The organism is Embleya sp. NPDC001921 (assembly GCF_053594475.1).
Genome location: NZ_JBSFEO010000058.1, coordinates 1 through 16,576 on the forward strand (window position 1 = coordinate 1; position 16,576 = coordinate 16,576).

Here is a 16,576-nt window from a genome sequence, read left to right on the forward strand (position 1 = left end):
CACCGTCTCGCCGTCCCGTCGATCCAGGCGCGGACGGACCACGACCCCGGACGAGTGCGGGCCCGCGGCACGTCGTGGGCGAGATCCTCAGCCGGCGATGTTGCGATCGGCCACCACGTGGTGGATGTGCACGTGGACCACCTGTTCGCCGTCGACCGGCTCGCGCTCCACCACCTTGTCCGCGCCCATGTACCGCGCGGCGATCCGACTCGGCCAGACCCGCAGATCGGCCGGATCGGCCGAGATCCGCGCCTCGCCCTCGACCACGACATACGCGTACGGCGGCCGATCGTCGTCCACACACAGGCTCACCCGCGGATCGTTGGCAAGGTTGCGCCCCTTGACCGAGGACCCGAACGTGGTGAAGACAAGCTCGACCGTGTCCCCACGATCATCGAGATCGAACCAGATCGGGGCCACATGCGGCCGACCATCGGGGCGTACGGTGGCGAGCTTCCCGGTGCGCGGTCCTGCCAGCAGAAAGGCCCGCCACTGAGTCTCGGTCATGCGTTCCATGCCCCGAGTCTCGCCGCAAAACGCCCCGAATCCCGGTAGCCCCGCCAAACGCACCCCGACGATCACCGCACGACCCCCGAAGCCCACCAGCCCCGACCCGCCCTCACCCGGAGACCTACCACCCGGCGCGTCAGCGCCCCCGACACAGGCGAGACCTCATGATCGACGCGCGAAGCGCGGAGAGCGGCGGAGCCGCAGACCTTCGACTTCGTGGCCCGGAGCGAAGCGCAGGGACACGAAGTCACGAGCGAGGCGCCGCTTTTTCTCGGAGGAGCTTGCGGGGGAGAGAAAAAGCGGTGCCTCGCGAGCCGGCGACGAAGTCGCCCGACAAGCAGCAGCGCCACCGAACACGATTCCGGCCGCCCGGGCTCGCCGCCCCCACGACCCGGCCTCTCCCCTCGCGAGCCGGCGACGAAGTCGCCCGACAGATCAGTCGTGCAGTCGCTCGCCGCTCTTGGTGGAGAACAGGTGGGTCTCGCCGACGGTCGGGACCACGTGCAGGACCCCGCCCTTCTCCGGCACCTCGCGCCCGGGCACCCGCACGACCAGCGGCTTGGTCTCGCCGTCGATGGTGACCGAGCCGTAGACGAAGGCGTCCGAGCCGAGTTCCTCGACCACGTCCACCGAGACCGCGAGGCCCTTGCTGTCCTTGGACAGTCCCTCGGCCGAGTTGATCTTCAGGTGCTCCGGGCGCACGCCCAGGGTCACCTTCTTCGCGCCCTCGGCCACGGCCGCCTCGCGCGCCTCGCGGGAGACCGGCACGACCGCGTCGCCGAAGCGGATGCCGTCCTCGGCGAGGTCGACCTCGATCAGGTTCATCGCGGGCGAGCCGATGAAGCCGGCCACGAACACGTTGGCCGGGCGGTCGTACATGTTGCGCGGGGTGTCGACCTGCTGGAGCAGACCGTCCTTGAGCACCGCGACCCGGTCGCCCATGGTCATCGCCTCGACCTGGTCGTGCGTGACGTACACGGTGGTGATGCCCAGGCGGCGCTGGAGGCCGGCGATCTGGGTACGGGTCTGCACGCGCAGCTTGGCGTCCAGGTTGGACAGCGGCTCGTCCATCAGGAAGACCTGCGGCTCGCGGACGATCGCGCGGCCCATCGCGACGCGCTGGCGCTGACCGCCGGAGAGCGCCTTCGGCTTGCGGTCGAGGTACTCGGTGAGGTCGAGGATCTTCGCGGCCTCTTCGACCTTCGCGCGGATCTGCTTCTTGTCGACACCGGCGATCTTGAGCGCGAAGCCCATGTTCTCGGCGACCGTCATGTGCGGGTACAGCGCGTAGTTCTGGAACACCATCGCGATGTCGCGGTCCTTGGGCTCCAGGTTGGTGACCTCGCGGTCGCCGATGTGGATCGAGCCGCCGGTGACCTCCTCGAGACCCGCGAGCATGCGCAGGGAGGTGGACTTGCCGCAACCGGAGGGGCCGACCAGGACCAGGAACTCGCCGTCGGCGATCTCCAGGTCCAGCGCGTTCACGGACGGGCGCTCGGCGCCCTTGTAGGTACAGGTCGCCTGCTTGTAGCTGACCGTGGCCATGGTGATGTGTCCTTCCACCGGCAGGAACGTGCCGGACGATCCGAGTGGAGGGTGAGGTACCCGGTGCTGGGCTGCCCGGGTCGCCCCGGGCAAAGTGGTCTAGTCCACTGTGCATGAACTAGCGATCACCGTACCCGGGCGCACGGCATCTGTCAGCAGTCCCGATCGTCCGAAATGTTTTGCGCAGGCCGCAAGGCCCTGCGAAATCCTGCTGAAACTGTCACTAGGCTGCGGGCATGAAGGCTCGACTGGCGGACATCGCAACGCAGGCAGGGGTCAGCGAGGCGACCGTGAGTCGGGTCCTGAACAGCAAACCCGGGGTCGCGGACGACACTCGGCGGGCCGTCCTGACCGCTCTGGACGTGCTCGGCTACGAACGTCCCGCCCGCCTCCGGCGGCGCAGCGCGGGCCTGGTGGGGCTGTTGCTCCCGGAGTTGGACAACCCGATCTTCCCGGCGTTCGCGCAGGTCATCGAGCGGGCGCTGGCGCACCACGGCTACACGCCGGTGTTGTGTACCCAGACCCCGGGCGGGGTCACCGAGGACGACTACACCGAACTGCTCCTGGAACGCGGGGTATCCGGGATCGTGTTCGTCTCCAGCCTGCACTCGGACTCGGGCGCGGACCTGTCCCGCTACCTGCGCCTGGTCGAGCGCGGTCTGCCGATGGTGTTCGTGAATGGCTTCGCGCCGGGGGTGGACGCGCCGTTCATCTCCAGCGACGAGGCGGTCGCGGTGGAACTGGCGATAGGGCACCTCGCCTCGTTGCGGCACACCGCGATCGGGCTCGCGGTCGGACCGGAGCGGTACGTGCCGACCGCGCGCAAGATCGCCGGCTTCCGGCGTGGGCTCGCCGAGCGGTTCGGCGTCGAGGACGCGGACGCGGACGGCTGGATCGAACGCTCGCTGTTCTCGGTCGAGGGCGGTCAGGCGGCGGCGGGCGCGCTGTTCGACCGGGGTGCGACCGCGATCGTGTGCGGCAGCGACCTGATGGCGCTCGGCGCGGTACGGGCGGCGCGCGAGCGCGGGTTGCGGGTGCCGCAGGACGTCTCGGTGGTGGGCTACGACGACTCGCCGCTGGTGGCGTTCACCGATCCGCCGCTGACCACGGTGCGCCAGGCGGTACAGGCGATGGGCGCGGCGGCGGTGCGCGCGCTGCTGGACGAGATCGGCGGGGGTCGGGCGCCGCGCACCGAGTTGATCTACCGGCCGGAACTGGTGGTCCGCGGCTCGACCGGGCCGGCCCCGGACCGCCGTCGCCGGCCGGGCGGATAGGGGCGCGAAAAAGGGCCGCCGGCCGCGTTTCCGCAGCCTGCGGCCCCATCGAGCCCCGAGTCGGGTTCGAACCGACGACCCCGCGCTTACAAGGCGCGTGCTCTGGCCAACTGAGCTATCGAGGCGTGTACCGGACCATTTTGCACCGTGGCCACCCGGCGGGCGCAACCACCTTAGGGCTTTGTGACACGGGAGTGTCCGTGTTAACGCGCGGTGATCGTGGGGAACAGGAGACACCTGCCCGGAAACGTCCGGGTCGGCGGTACTTTGTACGGCTGTCGGGTGGTCCGCTGGAGGAACCATGACGATCGTTTCCCTGATCATCGCGGGCATCATCATCGGCGCGTTGGGGCGCCTCTTCCTTCCCGGCGACCAGAAGATCGGCTTCCTCGCCACGATGGCGGTCGGCATCGTGGGCACGTTGATCGGCTACGGCATCGCCGCGGCCCTGGGCGTCGAGGACACCAGGGGGATCGACTGGATCCGCTGGATCATCAGCATCGCGGTCGCGGTGTTCCTGGTCTCGCTGGTGGTGAAGTTCACCGGAAAGGGTGCCAGGCGCTGATTCCCTCGCACCGCCGATCCCCTCGCGCAGCCGATTCCGGCGCACGGGCTACGACGGGAGAGGCCCACCGCGGGGGCGGAGCCGAGCGGCTCCGCCCCCGCGTCGTGCGTGTTCGGCGGGCTGCGATCATGCGCGCATGGCTGGTGGAGTGTCGATGTGGCCGAATATCGCGACGGCCGACCTGGTGGACGCGCTGGAACTGACGCCGGCGGACCTCGCGGACTCGGGCGGGCCCGGCGCGGTGACCACTTTCGGTGCGCGCAACATCGTGACTCGGATACCGCGCACGCTCGGCGCGCAGGTGTTGGCGCAGACCGTGGTGGCGGCCGAGCGGGTGGTTCCGCACATGGCGGTGCAGACGCTCCAGGGGGTGTTCCCGCGTGCGGGGGATCCGGCCGAGCCGGTGGAGGTGCGGGTCGAGCGGCTGCATCAGGGCCGGTCGGCGGCGATGCTCCAGGTGGGCTTTCGGCAGGGCGGGCACGAGCACTACCGGGCGTTCGTGACGCTCGGTGTGGTCGGGCCCGAACTGGTACGGCACGCGGACCCGTTGCCGGCCGAGGTGGTGGGACCCGAGGACTGCGCCGAGTTGCCGGTGTCGATGTTGCCGTGGGAGGTGCGCACGGTGGGCGGGCCGGCCGCGCTGGACCCGGACCTGGCCGGGCCGCCGTGCTTGGACCTGTGGACGCGCTGCACCGGGGTCGCGGACACCGCGACGATGGCCCGGGCGATCCTGGCCTGGTCGACCGAGGGCTTTTTGGGCCCGGTGGCGCTGCGGCCGTATCCGCGCGCCGAGATCGAGCGGCGGGGCGGGCGGGCGATGTCGGTCGCGCTGGCCCAGAACATCACCTTCCACGAGGGCTTCTCCGCGCACGAGTGGCTGCTGCTGCGGTGCGCGAGCGAGTACGCGGGCGACGGGCGCATGCACGGGCGGATCCGGGTGTTCACCCGGGCGGGACGCCTGGTGGCCTCGGTGACCGCGGACGGGCTGATGCGGCCGGGGCCGCGCCCGTAACGACCTGTATCGGCCCGGGCTCAGTCCAGGCTTCGGTAGCGGCCGCGGAAGTGCAGCAGCGGCGGGCCCTCCGGGTCGGGCAGTGCCGTGGTCAGCACCTCGCCGACGTACAGGACGTGGTCGCCCGCCTCGACCACCTGGTGGGTGCGGCATTCCAGGGTGGCCAGTGCGCCGCCGACCAGCGCGGCGCCGGAGGCCCGGCCGCGGTCGTGCGGGATGTCGGCGAAGATCAGCCGGTCGCTGATCCGGCCCGGGATCGCGAAGCGGGCGGCGATCCGGCTCTGGCTCCGGGACAGCAGCGACACCGCCCACAACGGCTGTTCGTCCAGCACGTCGCGCATGCGCGCCTCGCGGCGCAGGCTGATCAGCACCAGCGGCGGGTCCAGGGACACCGACATGAACGCGGTCGCGGTCATCCCCACGTCGTCCACGGGACCCCCGTCGCCGGGATCGCCCTCGACGGCGGTGATCAGCACCACGCCGGAGGCGAAACGGGACATCGCGGTCTTGAAGGCGGCTTCGTCGACGGGCTGCGGGGGTGGCACGGACACGGCTCCAGGGTATGCGGGCCGGGCGCCCGACCCGGGATCGGCCTCGCCGGTGGGCCGGGTCGGGTCGGTCGCGGCCGACGGGCGCGTTCGCTCCCCGTCGGCCGCCCGGTCGCGCGGTCGGGTCGCCCGGTCGTGTCGGCGGTCGGTGTCGGGCCCCGCTCGGTCCGGTCCGGCTCGACGCAACGGCCCGCCCCGGTCACCGGTCGGCGGTGATCTCCCGGGTCAGGTCCTCGCGCCGGGTGGGTCCGGACGGGAGCTCGTCGGCGTGGAAGAACCGGACGGGGTGTTTGTGCGCGGCCAGACCGGCCTTCGCGCACGCGGCACGCAGCGTGGCGGGGCCCGGTACCCGGGCGGGATCCTCGGCGACCACCACGGCGCCCAGCAGTCGGCCGTCGGTGGGGTGCGGCAGGCCGATGACCGCGATGTCGCGGACGTCCGGGTGGGCCTTCAGGACCCGTTCCACCTCGCCCGGGCCCACCGCCTTGCCGTCGATCCGGATCAGCTCGGCCGCGCGGCCGGTCACCGTCAGCACGCCGTCGGCCTCGTCGAGCACGGCCAGGTCGCCGGTGCGGTACCAGCCGTCGGCGAGCACCTCGACCGTGGCCGCCGGGTCGTCGGCGTACCCGTCGAACAGCAGCGGGCCGCGCACGCACATCTCGCCGTCCGGGTCGAGTGCGACGTACTGCAGCGGGCCGGGGATCCCGCAGGCGCCCGGGTGGGCGAACAGGTCCGGGCCGGACAGCGCGGTGAGCGGGCCGGTCTCCGGCGTGTCGAGCACCACCCGTACGGTCGCGTTCGGCGCGATCCGGGCGATCTCCGCGAGCACGGCGGTCTCGGTCGGTTCGGTGTCGGCGAACCGCAGCGTGGCCAGCGCCTCGTCGTCGGCGGGCCGCTCGGGCGCGGTCTCGGCCAGCGCTCGCCACACGGTGGGCGCGGCGGTGAGCCGGGTCGCGGCGTGTTCGCGCACCGCCGCGCGCAGCGCGGCCGGATCGCCGCCGGGCACCAGGACCAGGGTGTCCCGGGCGTGCCACTGGGCGAGTGCGAGTGTCCAGGTCCGGGCGTCGTCGAGGTCGGCCGCGAGCACGTGCGCCCCGCGCGATTCGGCGAGCGCGCCCGGGTGCGAGCGCAGCACCAGGACGCGGTGCGAGAGCAGCGCGCCGCGGCGTCCGGCGGGCGCGATCAGGCAGGGGTCGGTCTCGGCGGGCTCGACGTCCGAGGGCTCCGGGAGGTCCTCGGGGTCCTCGTCGTCGAGGTCGGCGATGAGCGCTTCGGCCGTCGCGGCCGAGTCCAGGACCAGGGCGGGCGCGTACGCGCCCGGGTGGGCGGGGTCGGCGGGGACGAGCACCGCGCCCAGCCGGGCGAGCGCCGCGAACAGCGGTACGGCGGCGATGCCCGGCCCGGTCGAGATCGGCCCGCAGCCGACCCGGTCGCCGGCCTCGACGCCGAGCGCGAGCAGTCGGCGCAGTCCGAGTTCGGCCGCCGCGTCGACTTCGGCGAAGCTCAGCGAGCGTTCGCCGAGCACGATCGCGATCCGGTCCGCGGCGGCGCGGGCCGCGTTGGCGAAGACCTCCCCGACGACCAGACCGGTCATGGGCCCAACCCCTGTCGCTCGACGCGCGATGGTGTTCGCCGTATCGGCCCTCCGCGACGCGCGCGCAAGATCGTACGGAGACCTGACGGACGTACGGTAGGGACTCCGCCGTCCGCTGGGAAGAGAGGTTCGCGATCATGCTCCGGATCGACTGTGCCTCAGCTCGCTGACGCATAGCGAACGGCCCGTACGGAATCTGATTGGTCGTCAGGTCGGCGTGGCGAACCCCGGGTTAGTTCCCGAAAATGGGCTCCCGCCTCGTACGATGCGCGGTGGATGCCGGCGGAGGACGCGATTCCGGGGCGGCTCGGCGGTCCGACTCGATACGGTATGAAGCGTGAGGTGGCTCACAGTGACAGTCTGATCGATGACGGAACGTCGCCAATGCGAAGCCCGCTGTGATTCAGTTTCTCTGGTAAACGGACGATATCTGTTCAGAAGACACCGGCGTCGACCCCTGGGGGAGACCCATGACAGCCGAGACGGAGACCCACGTCCGGTTGGCGACTTTGCGCCTTTTGAACCGCGTCGTCGCCGACCTGAACGCCACGCGCGACCTCAAGGACACCCTCCAAGCCGTCGTCGACGGAGTGGTTTCGGGCCTCGGGTTCGGGGTCGCCGCGGTCAATCTCGTCCGCGCCGACGGCGACCTGGAGGTCGCGGCGGTGGCCGGCAACGACGAGTTGCGCAAGGCGATGGCCGGCCAGATCGGCTCGCGCGAGGGCTGGGATCGTATTCTGGCCGCCGCCGAGCCGTGGGGTCCGCTGCGCTTCCTCGGGCACCGCACGGGGCTGGCCGACGTGGGGGACGTCCCGAGTTGGATACCCGACCTGCCGATCGGCGACCACCCCGAGGCCTGGCATCCGCGCGACGCGTTGCTCGCGCCGCTGCACACGCCCGAGGGCGACCTGGTCGGCGTGTTGTCGGTGGACCTGCCGGTGGACGGCCTGCGGCCCGCGCCGTGGCGGCGCGAGGTGCTCGGGATGTTCGCCGCGCAGGCGGCGATCGCGGTGGACAACGCGCGGCTGCGCAGCGACATGCAGCGCGCGGTGGCCCGGCTGGAGCGCGAGCAGTTGGCGCTGCGGGCCAGTGAGGAGAGCTTTCGGCAGGCCTTCGAGTACGCGCCCAGCGGCATGGTGATGACCGGGGTGCGCGGGCACGAGCAGGGCCAACTGCTGCGCGCCAACGACGCGTTGTGCCGGATGCTGGGCTACCCGGCGCCGGTGCTCAAGCGGCTCGGGCTCGGCGCGCTGGCGCATCCGGAGGACCGCCCGCTGCTCGGCGGACACCTGGGTGGCACGGTTCCGGTGGCGGGTTGTACCGAGCTGCGTCTCGCACGCAGCGACGGCACGTACCGCTGGGTCTCGTTGCGGACCTCGCAGGTCGCGGACGGGCTCGGCGACCTGCGGTTCGGGTTGACCCACGTGGAGGACATCGAGGACCGCAAGCAGCGCGAACAGGCGCTCGTGCACGAGGCCAGCCACGACCCGCTCACCGGGTTGCCGAACGGGCGCGAGCTGCGCGCCAGGCTGGCCGCGCGGTTCGGCCTCGATCCCGGAATGCCCGCCGCCGACCCGGACGGGGCGGTCGCGGCGGTCGGCTCGGTCGGCGAGGGGCGCGAGCCGTACGCGGACGAGTGGGCGGTGCCCGCCGGCGCGATCCTGAGCATCCCTGAGGGCGCGGTGGTGGTCGTGGACGAACCGCCCGCCGCCGAGCGCCGGGGCGTCGCGCTGCTGTTCTGCGACCTGGACGGGTTCAAGCACATCAACGACAACTTCGGCCACCACATCGGCGACGTGGTGCTCAAGGCGGTCGCCGAGCGGCTCACCGCGGCCGTGCGCGAGGGCGACACGGTGGCTCGGCTCGGCGGCGACGAGTTCGTGGTGCTCGCCGACGGGATAGGGCGTGAGGAGGCCGAGGAGATGGCGGTGCGGCTGCGTCGCGCGCTGTCCGTGCCGATTCCGGCCGAGGGCCTGGCGGTGCCGCTGGAGGGCGCGAGCTTCGGGATCGGCTGGGCGGAGGAGGCCGCCGAGCCCGAGGATCTGCTGCGGATCGCGGACGAGCACATGTACGCGAACAAGCGCCGTCGCGACCGGGCCCAGCGTCGGGCGGGCTAGACCGCCGAGCCGGGGAGCCGGGGCACCGTCGGAGCCGGGGCACCGTCGGCGCCGGCCGGGCCGCCCGGTTCGGGAGGGCGGCGGTCGGCGATCCGGCCTTGGCGCGGGCCACCCCACGATGGCGGACGTATTGCGCGCCACGGGTGAATTCGGTCACCGAATCGGTGCGAGTTCACAGTCGGGTGACACCGGCGTGAACGGACCGGGAACGGGTCTGCGACCGGTCGCCATACGCATCAGTAGGGCCTTTTCGTGACAGTCCCGTCACTCGGACAACGCCACTTGTCCCGCCCGTCGCCCGTTAGTGTGATGCCTGGTATTGACAAAGCTTGGCCTGGCGAACGTAGGGAGGACTACCCGATGACGGCGGGTACCAACGGTGAACCTGAAGACCCGTACGGGTACCTCTATCGGCCGGCGCCGGGTGAGGAAGCGGCCGAGGGGACAGGGACAACCGGTGCGTACGGTTCTTCCGCCAATCGGATGATGCCGCAATACGTGCAGGTCGGGCAGATGAGCTACCCGCCGGCCGCGCACACGCAGCCCCAGGTGGCGATCCCGGCGCAGCACGAACACGGCGGCGCGCAGCCCCCGCCGCAGTCCCCGTCGCCGCGCGGCGGCAGCGGCGGCGGCGGTGGACGCGGCGCGGTGATCGGCGCGGCGGTGGCGATCGTGCTCGTGATCGCCGTGATCGCGGGCGTACTGATGACCCGCGGCGACGACAAGGACGACAAGGCGAAGTCGCCGACCACGCCCAGCGGCGCCCAGAGCTCCGCGGCCCCGTCGCAGACCACGTCGCCCTCCAGCGCGCCGTCGACGGCACCCGGCGGCAAGTTCGCCGTGCTGGAGGCGGAGGAGGCTTCGCCCGGCGGCGGCGCGGTCCAGGTTCCGGGGGTGGCCAACTCCTCGGGCAAGGGCATGCTGGACATGTCGGCCTCGGGGTCGAGCATCAGCTGGAAGGTGGAGGTGCCCAAGAAGGGCACGTACTACCTGGCCGTGAAGTTCCTCAACGCGGGCTCCGAGCAGCAGAATCTGTCGATCCTGGTGAACGGCAAGGACACCACGAACAAGGTGAAGCTCAAGAACTACGGCACGTCGACCAGCGTCACCGGCACCTGGAACATGGTGCAGCTCAACGAGGGCTCGAACGACGTCTCCCTCACGTGCGGGTCCGGGGACAGTTGCAAGGCGGCCCTGGACCAGGTCTGGTTCGAGAACCAGCAGCCGAACCTCAAGTAGCGGGCGAGACGTCGACCCGGTCGCCGGCCCGCAGGCCCAGCAACCGGGCCGCGTCGCCGCCGTTGACCGAGATCGCCAGCAGTTCGGCGGAGTCCTCGTAGCCGACGAGTTCCCCCGGGGGCACGTCGCCGAAGGTGCTCCGCAACGGGACCCGACGGGTGTGTCCGCCCACCTCGATCCGGAGCTCGTCGGCTCCGGCGAAGTCGGAGAGCGTGTAAGCGAGTTGCACGTTGCCGAAGTGGTCCACCGCGAGCACCTCGCCGGGCACCGGCTCGGGCAGCCGGACCGGGTCGGCCACGACCGGGCCCACCTCGGCGACCGGCGTGCCCAGCGCGAGGTGGGCGGCCACGGGCGCGAACACGTCGCGGCCGTGGAAGGTGCGGGAGACCTTCGCCAGGGTGAGCGCGGGATCGGCGATCTCGCGGATCTCCCGCACACCGCCCAACTCGCGCGCGGCCCACAGGAGCAGGCCGTTGTCCGGCCCCACCAGCAGGTGCCCGCCGGCGCGCAGCACGATCGCCCGGCGGGCGGTGCCCACGCCCGGGTCGACCACCGCGATGTGCACGCTGCCCGCCGGGAACCACGGCAGGGTCTGCGCCAGGACGAGCGCGCCGCGCCGCACGTCGCCGGGCGGCACCAGGTGGCTCACGTCCACGACGGGTACGTCCGGCGCGATGCCGGCGATCACGCCGTGGCAGGCGGCCACGAAGCCGTCGGCGAGCCCGTAGTCGGTGGTGAAGGTGATCCGGCGGGGGATGGCCATCCCCGGAATCTATCGAGCGGCGGCCGGGTTCTCCCCGAGCACGTCGGCGAGTTCGGCCAGGATCCGGCGCTTGGGCCGGGCGCCGACGAACTGCCGCACCGGTTCGCCGCCGCTGAAGACCATGAAGGTCGGCATGGACAACACGCCGTAGCGGGCCGCGGTGTCCGGGTTGCGGTCGACGTCGAGCTTGGCCACGGCCAGGCCCGGCTCCTCGATCGCGATCTCCTCCAGCACCGGGGCCATCTGCCGGCACGGGCCGCACCAGTCGGCGGTGAACTCGACCAGGGTCGGGCGGTCGGCGCCCAGTACGGCGGTGTCGAAGTCGGCGTCGGTGGCGTCGTGCACGTTCGTGGTCATCAGGACTCCTTGGTGAGCGGGCCGGCGGTCAGCGCGCAGCGGGGCTCCGGTGGGTCGGGCAGGCCGGCGGCGGCCGAGGCGGCCGGTGTCGGGGCCGGGTCGGCATCCGCGCTCGCGGCATGCGGGGGCGCGGCGTCGTCCGTCGCGCCGTGCGCGCGCTCGGTCTGCTCGAGTTGGGCGGCCAGGTGGGCCCGGATGCCCCGCATGCGGTCGATGCACGCGTCGAGCTCGGCGAGTTTGCGGCGGTAGACCGCCACCGACGCGGGGCACTCGTCGCCCGCGTCGTGCCCGGCGCGCAGGCACTCCACGAACGGGCGGGTCTCCTCCAGGTCGAAGCCGATGCCCAGGAGCGTGCGGATCTCGCGCACCAGTCGGGCGTCGTCCTCGTCGTAGTCGCGGTAGCCGCTGCTGTTGCGCCGCGCCGACAGCAGGCCGCGTTCCTCGTAGTAGCGCAGGGTTCGGGTGCTGGTCCCCGCGCGCTCCGCCAGTTCTCCGATGCGCATGTCCGAAACGGTAGACCTTGACGTGGACGTCAAGGCCAGGGCGTTCGGCGACCGGGTCGGGGACGACGAAACGCCGGGCCGGCGTCGGGGCCGGCCCGGCGTACGCCGAGGGATCGGTCAGCTCGGGCTGGGGCCCGTGGGGTGGGTGTCGGGGGCGGTCTGGCGGTGCACCGGGGCCCGGCCCGCGGGCTGGCCGGGCGGCACGTCGCGGGCGATCTCCGGGATGTCGAGTGTTATCGGCTTGCCCGGGATCAGCAGGTGCCTCTCGCCGTGGTGCAGTATCGCCAGCTCGTCACCCTCGCGCAGCGTGTACGTGGTGTGCTCGTGGGTGGTCTCCACCCGCAGCCGGGCGCCGCGCACCGACAGGGAGAAGGCCAGGCCGGTCAGGCCGACCGGGAGGCGCGGCTTGAAGGACATGCACTCGCCGTGGTCGCGCAACCCGCCGAAGCCCGCGACCAGCGCCGTGCAGGTGCCCGCGAGGGAGGCCATGTGCAGGCCGTCCTTGGTGTTCTTGGCCAGGTCGTGCAGGTCCATCAGGGCGGCTTCGGCGGTGTAGTCCAGAGCCAGTTCGAGATGGCCGACCTCGGCCGCCATGACCGCCTGCGTGCAGGCCGACAGGGACGAGTCGCGCACGGTCAGCGCCTCGTAGTAGTCGAAGTTGCGGCGCTTCTGCTCGTCGGTGAACGCGTCGCCGCGCACCTGCATCGCCAGCACCAGGTCGGCCTGCTTGACCACCTGCTTGCGGTAGATGTCGAAGTACGGGTAGTGCAGCATCAGCGGATAGTGGTCGGGCGGGGTGTTCTCGAAGTCCCAGATCCGGTGCTTGGTGAAGCCGTCGGCCTGCGGGTGCACGCCCAGGTCCTCGTCGTAGGGGATGTACATCGCGTGCGCCGCGTCGCGCCAGCTCGCGGTCTCCTCGGTGTTCACCTCCAGCGCGCGGGCCTCGTGCGGATGGCGCGCGACCGCGTCGGCCGCGGCGAGCAGGTTGGACTGCGCCATCAGGTTCGTGAACACGTTGTTGTCGGCGAGCGCGCTGTACTCGTCCGGGCCGGTCACCCCGTTGATCCGGAACCGGCCGGCCGCGTCGTGGTGACCGAGCGAGCGCCACATGCGCGCCGTCTCGACCAGGATCTCCAGGCCGAAGTCGCGCTCGAAGTCCCGGTCCCCGGTGGCGCGCACGTAGCGCGCGACGGCGACCGCGATGTCCGCGCCGATGTGGAACGCGGCGGTGCCCGCGGGCCAATAGCCGGAGCACTCCTCGCCGCGGATGGTCCGCCACGGGAACAGCGCGCCCTTGAGCCCCAGTTGCGCGGCCCGCTCGCGGGCCAGCGGCAGCGTCGAGTGCCGCCAGCGCAGCGCCTGGGCGACCGCGTGCGGCAGTCCGTAGGTGAGCACCGGCAGGACGAACACCTCGGTGTCCCAGAAGCAGTGCCCGTCGTACCCGGGCCCGGTCAGTCCCTTCGCCGGGATCGCCCGCTCCTCGGCCCGGGCGCCGGCCTGGAGCACGTGGAACATCGCGAACCGCACGGCCTGTTGCAGCTCGACGTCGCCCTCGACCTCGATGTCGGAGTTGTCCCAGAACCGCTTGAGCCAGCCGCGCTGCTCGTCGACCAGACCGTGCCACCCGGTGTACCGCGCGGCGGTCAGCGCGGCGGCGACCTGGTCGCGCAGGGCGGGCAGCGAGCGGGTGGAGGACCAGCCGTACGCGATGTACTTGACGATCCGCAGCTTCTGTCCGCGGTCGAGCACCGTGGTCACGCTGAACCGGGCCAGGTCGTCGGCGCTCTCGGTCTCCACGTACATGCTCTCGGGGCCATCGATCTCGTGGTCCATGCCGACCGCGACGCGCAGGCCGCTGTGCTCGGTGCGGTGCACCAGGATCGCCTTGCCGCCGTTGTGCGTGTGCTCCTCGGGCCGCAGCGGTGCCTCCAGCACCGCGGCCGCGCGCGGATCGGCGTTGGGCAGCGGCAGTTCCTCGTTGGTGACCAGCTCCGACTGGAGCACGATCCGGGCCGGGCCGTCTATCGGCTCGATCTCGTACTCGATCGCGGCGATCGAGCGCTGGGTGAGCGAGACCAGCCGCTTGGAGGTGACCCGGACGGTGCGGCCGGCCGGCGAGGTCCACAACGCGCGGCGGTGCAGGACGCCTTCGCGGAAGTCGATCGAGCGCTCGTGGTCCTGGGTCTGGCCGTAGCGCAGGTCGAACGGCTCGTCGTCGACCATGAGTCGGATGATCTTGCCGTTGGTGATGTTGATCACACTCTGGCCGGATTCGGGGTAGCCGTACCCGGCCTCCGCGTAGGGCAGTGGGCGCAGTTCGAAGACGCCGTTGAGGTAGGTGCCGGGCAGGCCGTGCGGCTCGCCCTCGTCGAGGTTGGCGCGCAGCCCGATATGGCCGTTGGAGAGGGCGAACACCGACTCGGACTGGGGCAGGTGGTCCAGGTCGAGGGTCTGTTCGGTGATCCCCCACGGCTCGATCGTGTAGGGGTGTCCGGTGGTCATGCCGTGCCTTCCGCCGTGGTCCGCGTGCTCGACGCGTCGCCGGTCGCGCCGTCGAGCAGTTCGTCGAGATCCGATACGACCACGTCCGCGCCGTGCCTGCGCAGTTCCTCGGCCTGCCCGACCCGGTCCACGCCGATCACGTGGCCGAAGTCGCCCGCCCGACCGGCCGCGACGCCGGCCAACGCGTCCTCGAACACGGCCGCGTGCGCGGGGGCCACGCCCAGGGCCCGGGCGCCCGCCAGGAAGGTGTCCGGCGCGGGCTTGCCCTTCAGGTGGTCGCGTTTGGCCACCACGCCGTCCACGATCGCGTCGAACAGGTCGTGGATGTCGGCCGCGCGCAGCACGTCCTCGCAGTTCGCGCTGGAGGACACCACGGCGCACGGGAGTCCCGCCGCGCGCGCGGCGTGCACGTAGCGCACCGAGCCGGGGTAGACCTCGACGCCCCGGTCGTGGATCAGTCGCAGCACCAGTTCGTTCTTGGCGTTGCTCAGCCCGTGCACCGTGAACGACCCGGGCGGGTCGCCCTCGTCGCCCTCGGGCAGTTCGATGCCGCGCGACTCCAGGAAGGAGCGGGTGCCGTCCAGCCGCGGCTTGCCGTCCACGAACGTGTCGTAGTCCCGTCTGGGGTCGAACGGGGTGAAGCCGGCGCCGTCGCGTTCGCGCAGGAAGTGGTCGAACATCTCCTTCCAGGCGACGCCGTGCACCTTGGCGGTCTGGGTCAAGACCCCGTCGAGGTCGAAGAGAAGCGCGTGGATGGTGTTCGGCAGCCCCAACATGGCGGATCTCCTGCCCCCGATGCGGGGTGGTTATCCGTGCGGTGATCTTTTCGGATGACGCCTGGGACGAGATGGCGTGTCACGTGTGGTGCTTGAGCACGTTTTGACCGAAATGATGTTGAATTCCACACGTGGCACGCGTGGGGCGGCTACCGGACCACATGGCCCGCATTGACCAGAAGCATCTGGCCGGTGATGGCTTTGGCGCGGTCCGACAGGAAGAAGACGACGGCCTCGGCCACGTCGGCGTCGGTGGCCATTTCGGGCAGGGCCATCGGCGCCACCAGGCCGGCGAGGACGTCGGCGGCCGGGACGCCCGTCGCCTGCGCCCGGTAGTTCACGAAGTTCTCCACCGGCGGTCCCCACATCCAGCCCGGCGCCACCGAGTTGACCCGGATCCGGTACGGGCCGAGCTCGTGGGCGAGCGCGTACGTGGCCGAGGTGAGCCCGCCCTTGGACGCGGCGTACGCCATCTGCGGGGCCTGCGGCGGTGGCACCAGTTGGGACTGGGTGGCGATGAAGACCACCGCGCCGCCGGCGGCCTTGAGCGCGGGCAGTGCGGCCTTGGTCATCGCCAGGCTGCCGACCAGGTTGACCTCGACCACGTGGCGCAACTCGGTGAAGTCGGTCGCCTCCAGACCGCCGAACACGGTGTCCAGGGCGGCGCAGTTGACCAATCCGTCCACCGCGCCGAACCGCCGCATCGCGAGTTCGACCAGCGCGTGGCAGGTCTCGTGCTCGGTGATGTCGGTCACCGCCCACGCGACCCGCTCGCCGGTGGGATCGACCTCCTCGGCGGTCTTGACCAGGTTGGTCTCGGTGCGCGAGCCGAGCACCACGTTGGCGCCGTCCCGTGCGGCGGCCAGCGCCACCCGGCGGCCCAGCCCCGGGCCCACGCCCGAGACGATCACCGTTTTGCCGTCCAGGATCATCCGGAGCTCCGCCCACTCGACCCGGCCGAGCCGGAGGCTTGGCTGATGCTGCGTCAGATTAGTTTCGGGGCAAGGGCTTTGGCCAGACCCGGGCGGCGGGGCGGGTGAACGGGGCCGGGAGGTGTCCCGGATCGCGCATCCGGACGAACCACCCGGCTCCGCCCATTGCAATGTCCGACCGATGACCCTATTTTCGCTATCCGCCGACTGGCACGTGTCGAATCGCAGGGTGCATTCCGTCCGATTCACCCCTCCGTACACGTTGTTCGACCCGAATTTCACCCACCGTTCGGTTGGGTCGGTAACGGGTTCGCGCGGTCGGTTCCGCTGCACGCACGA

At 71.6% G+C, this 16,576-nt stretch carries 15 protein-coding genes and 1 tRNA gene; 5 read left to right on the forward strand and 11 right to left on the reverse strand.

Features of this window, described 5'->3' with window-relative positions; translation table 11 throughout:
• Positions 1-87: 87 nt before the first annotated feature.
• Entirely contained in the window at positions 88-516 is a 429-nt protein-coding gene (locus tag ACWCPW_RS43875; protein WP_449767227.1) for a PPOX class F420-dependent oxidoreductase, read from the reverse strand.
• Positions 517-945: 429 nt separating this feature from the next.
• Positions 946-2,055, reverse strand: a complete 1,110-nt coding sequence (locus ACWCPW_RS43880; protein WP_449767228.1) for an ABC transporter ATP-binding protein — start codon at positions 2,053-2,055, stop codon at positions 946-948.
• 236 nt (positions 2,056-2,291) lie between these two features.
• On the opposite strand from ACWCPW_RS43880, the gene ACWCPW_RS43885 reads away from it, so the two are divergent.
• Entirely contained in the window at positions 2,292-3,329 is a 1,038-nt protein-coding gene (locus ACWCPW_RS43885; protein WP_406297943.1) for a LacI family DNA-binding transcriptional regulator, read from the forward strand.
• Positions 3,330-3,380: 51 nt separating this feature from the next.
• Here the strand turns inward: ACWCPW_RS43885 and ACWCPW_RS43890 are convergent.
• A tRNA-Thr gene (locus ACWCPW_RS43890) sits at positions 3,381-3,454 on the reverse strand.
• A 176-nt stretch (positions 3,455-3,630) separates the two neighbouring features.
• Between ACWCPW_RS43890 and ACWCPW_RS43895 the strand changes: the two genes are divergently transcribed.
• Together ACWCPW_RS43895 and ACWCPW_RS43900 are read left to right on the forward strand one after the other, a co-directional pair.
• Complete coding sequence (locus tag ACWCPW_RS43895) at positions 3,631-3,894, forward strand: GlsB/YeaQ/YmgE family stress response membrane protein (RefSeq protein ID WP_449767229.1); 264 nt, start codon at positions 3,631-3,633, stop codon at positions 3,892-3,894.
• 136 nt (positions 3,895-4,030) lie between these two features.
• Positions 4,031-4,906: an acyl-CoA thioesterase gene (locus tag ACWCPW_RS43900; protein ID WP_449767230.1), complete on the forward strand. Its 876-nt coding sequence runs from the start codon at positions 4,031-4,033 to the stop codon at positions 4,904-4,906.
• A gap of 20 nt (positions 4,907-4,926) precedes the next feature.
• Here ACWCPW_RS43900 and ACWCPW_RS43905 read toward each other — a convergent pair whose 3' ends face one another.
• Complete coding sequence (locus ACWCPW_RS43905) at positions 4,927-5,457, reverse strand: flavin reductase family protein (RefSeq protein WP_449767231.1); 531 nt, start codon at positions 5,455-5,457, stop codon at positions 4,927-4,929.
• A gap of 196 nt (positions 5,458-5,653) precedes the next feature.
• Positions 5,654-7,048, reverse strand: coding sequence for a class I adenylate-forming enzyme family protein (locus ACWCPW_RS43910; RefSeq protein WP_449767232.1), 1,395 nt, complete (start codon positions 7,046-7,048; stop codon positions 5,654-5,656).
• Positions 7,049-7,518: 470 nt separating this feature from the next.
• On the opposite strand from ACWCPW_RS43910, the gene ACWCPW_RS43915 reads away from it, so the two are divergent.
• Both ACWCPW_RS43915 and ACWCPW_RS43920 read left to right on the forward strand, forming a co-directional pair.
• Complete coding sequence (locus ACWCPW_RS43915; RefSeq protein WP_449767233.1) at positions 7,519-9,165, forward strand: diguanylate cyclase domain-containing protein; 1,647 nt, start codon at positions 7,519-7,521, stop codon at positions 9,163-9,165.
• A gap of 486 nt (positions 9,166-9,651) precedes the next feature.
• Entirely contained in the window at positions 9,652-10,404 is a 753-nt protein-coding gene (locus ACWCPW_RS43920; RefSeq protein ID WP_449767234.1) for a CBM35 domain-containing protein, read from the forward strand.
• Here the strand turns inward: ACWCPW_RS43920 and ACWCPW_RS43925 are convergent.
• The 6 genes from ACWCPW_RS43925 to ACWCPW_RS43950 all read right to left on the reverse strand — a co-directional run bounded on the left by ACWCPW_RS43925 (position 10,397) and on the right by ACWCPW_RS43950 (position 16,237).
• The gene (locus ACWCPW_RS43925; RefSeq protein ID WP_449767235.1) at positions 10,397-11,167 is read right to left on the reverse strand and encodes an SAM hydrolase/SAM-dependent halogenase family protein; all 771 of its coding nucleotides are present in this window, start codon (positions 11,165-11,167) and stop codon (positions 10,397-10,399) included. The two genes, ACWCPW_RS43920 and ACWCPW_RS43925, sit on opposite strands and share 8 nt — an antisense overlap.
• Before the next feature lie 9 nt (positions 11,168-11,176).
• Positions 11,177-11,524, reverse strand: coding sequence for a thioredoxin (gene trxA / locus ACWCPW_RS43930; RefSeq protein ID WP_449767236.1), 348 nt, complete (start codon positions 11,522-11,524; stop codon positions 11,177-11,179).
• Complete coding sequence (locus ACWCPW_RS43935; protein ID WP_449767237.1) at positions 11,524-12,027, reverse strand: MerR family transcriptional regulator; 504 nt, start codon at positions 12,025-12,027, stop codon at positions 11,524-11,526. Before ACWCPW_RS43935 ends, trxA begins: the two co-directional genes overlap by 1 nt.
• Positions 12,028-12,144: 117 nt before the next feature.
• Positions 12,145-14,529: a glycoside hydrolase family 65 protein gene (locus ACWCPW_RS43940; RefSeq protein WP_449767238.1), complete on the reverse strand. Its 2,385-nt coding sequence runs from the start codon at positions 14,527-14,529 to the stop codon at positions 12,145-12,147.
• The gene (locus ACWCPW_RS43945) at positions 14,526-15,305 is read right to left on the reverse strand and encodes an HAD family hydrolase (RefSeq protein ID WP_449767239.1); all 780 of its coding nucleotides are present in this window, start codon (positions 15,303-15,305) and stop codon (positions 14,526-14,528) included. Before ACWCPW_RS43945 ends, ACWCPW_RS43940 begins: the two co-directional genes overlap by 4 nt.
• A 149-nt stretch (positions 15,306-15,454) precedes the next feature.
• Positions 15,455-16,237: an SDR family oxidoreductase gene (locus tag ACWCPW_RS43950; protein WP_449767240.1), complete on the reverse strand. Its 783-nt coding sequence runs from the start codon at positions 16,235-16,237 to the stop codon at positions 15,455-15,457.
• Between the last annotated feature and the right edge of the window lie 339 nt (positions 16,238-16,576).

Bases quoted from the DNA above. Each gene is read 5' to 3' on its own strand.
- ACWCPW_RS43875 (WP_449767227.1), bottom strand. From the start codon at position 516: ATGGAACGCATGACCGAGACTCAGTGGCGGGCCTTTCTGCTGGCAGGA.
- ACWCPW_RS43880 (WP_449767228.1), bottom strand. From the start codon at position 2,055: ATGGCCACGGTCAGCTACAAGCAGGCGACCTGTACCTACAAGGGCGCC.
- ACWCPW_RS43885 (WP_406297943.1), top strand. From the start codon at position 2,292: ATGAAGGCTCGACTGGCGGACATCGCAACGCAGGCAGGGGTCAGCGAG.
- ACWCPW_RS43895 (WP_449767229.1), top strand. From the start codon at position 3,631: ATGACGATCGTTTCCCTGATCATCGCGGGCATCATCATCGGCGCGTTG.
- ACWCPW_RS43900 (WP_449767230.1), top strand. From the start codon at position 4,031: ATGGCTGGTGGAGTGTCGATGTGGCCGAATATCGCGACGGCCGACCTG.
- ACWCPW_RS43910 (WP_449767232.1), bottom strand. From the start codon at position 7,048: ATGACCGGTCTGGTCGTCGGGGAGGTCTTCGCCAACGCGGCCCGCGCC.
- ACWCPW_RS43915 (WP_449767233.1), top strand. From the start codon at position 7,519: ATGACAGCCGAGACGGAGACCCACGTCCGGTTGGCGACTTTGCGCCTT.
- ACWCPW_RS43920 (WP_449767234.1), top strand. From the start codon at position 9,652: ATGCCGCAATACGTGCAGGTCGGGCAGATGAGCTACCCGCCGGCCGCG.
- ACWCPW_RS43925 (WP_449767235.1), bottom strand. From the start codon at position 11,167: ATGGCCATCCCCCGCCGGATCACCTTCACCACCGACTACGGGCTCGCC.
- trxA (WP_449767236.1), bottom strand. From the start codon at position 11,524: ATGACCACGAACGTGCACGACGCCACCGACGCCGACTTCGACACCGCC.
- ACWCPW_RS43935 (WP_449767237.1), bottom strand. From the start codon at position 12,027: ATGCGCATCGGAGAACTGGCGGAGCGCGCGGGGACCAGCACCCGAACC.
- ACWCPW_RS43940 (WP_449767238.1), bottom strand. From the start codon at position 14,529: ATGACCACCGGACACCCCTACACGATCGAGCCGTGGGGGATCACCGAA.
- ACWCPW_RS43945 (WP_449767239.1), bottom strand. From the start codon at position 15,305: ATGTTGGGGCTGCCGAACACCATCCACGCGCTTCTCTTCGACCTCGAC.
- ACWCPW_RS43950 (WP_449767240.1), bottom strand. From the start codon at position 16,237: ATGATCCTGGACGGCAAAACGGTGATCGTCTCGGGCGTGGGCCCGGGG.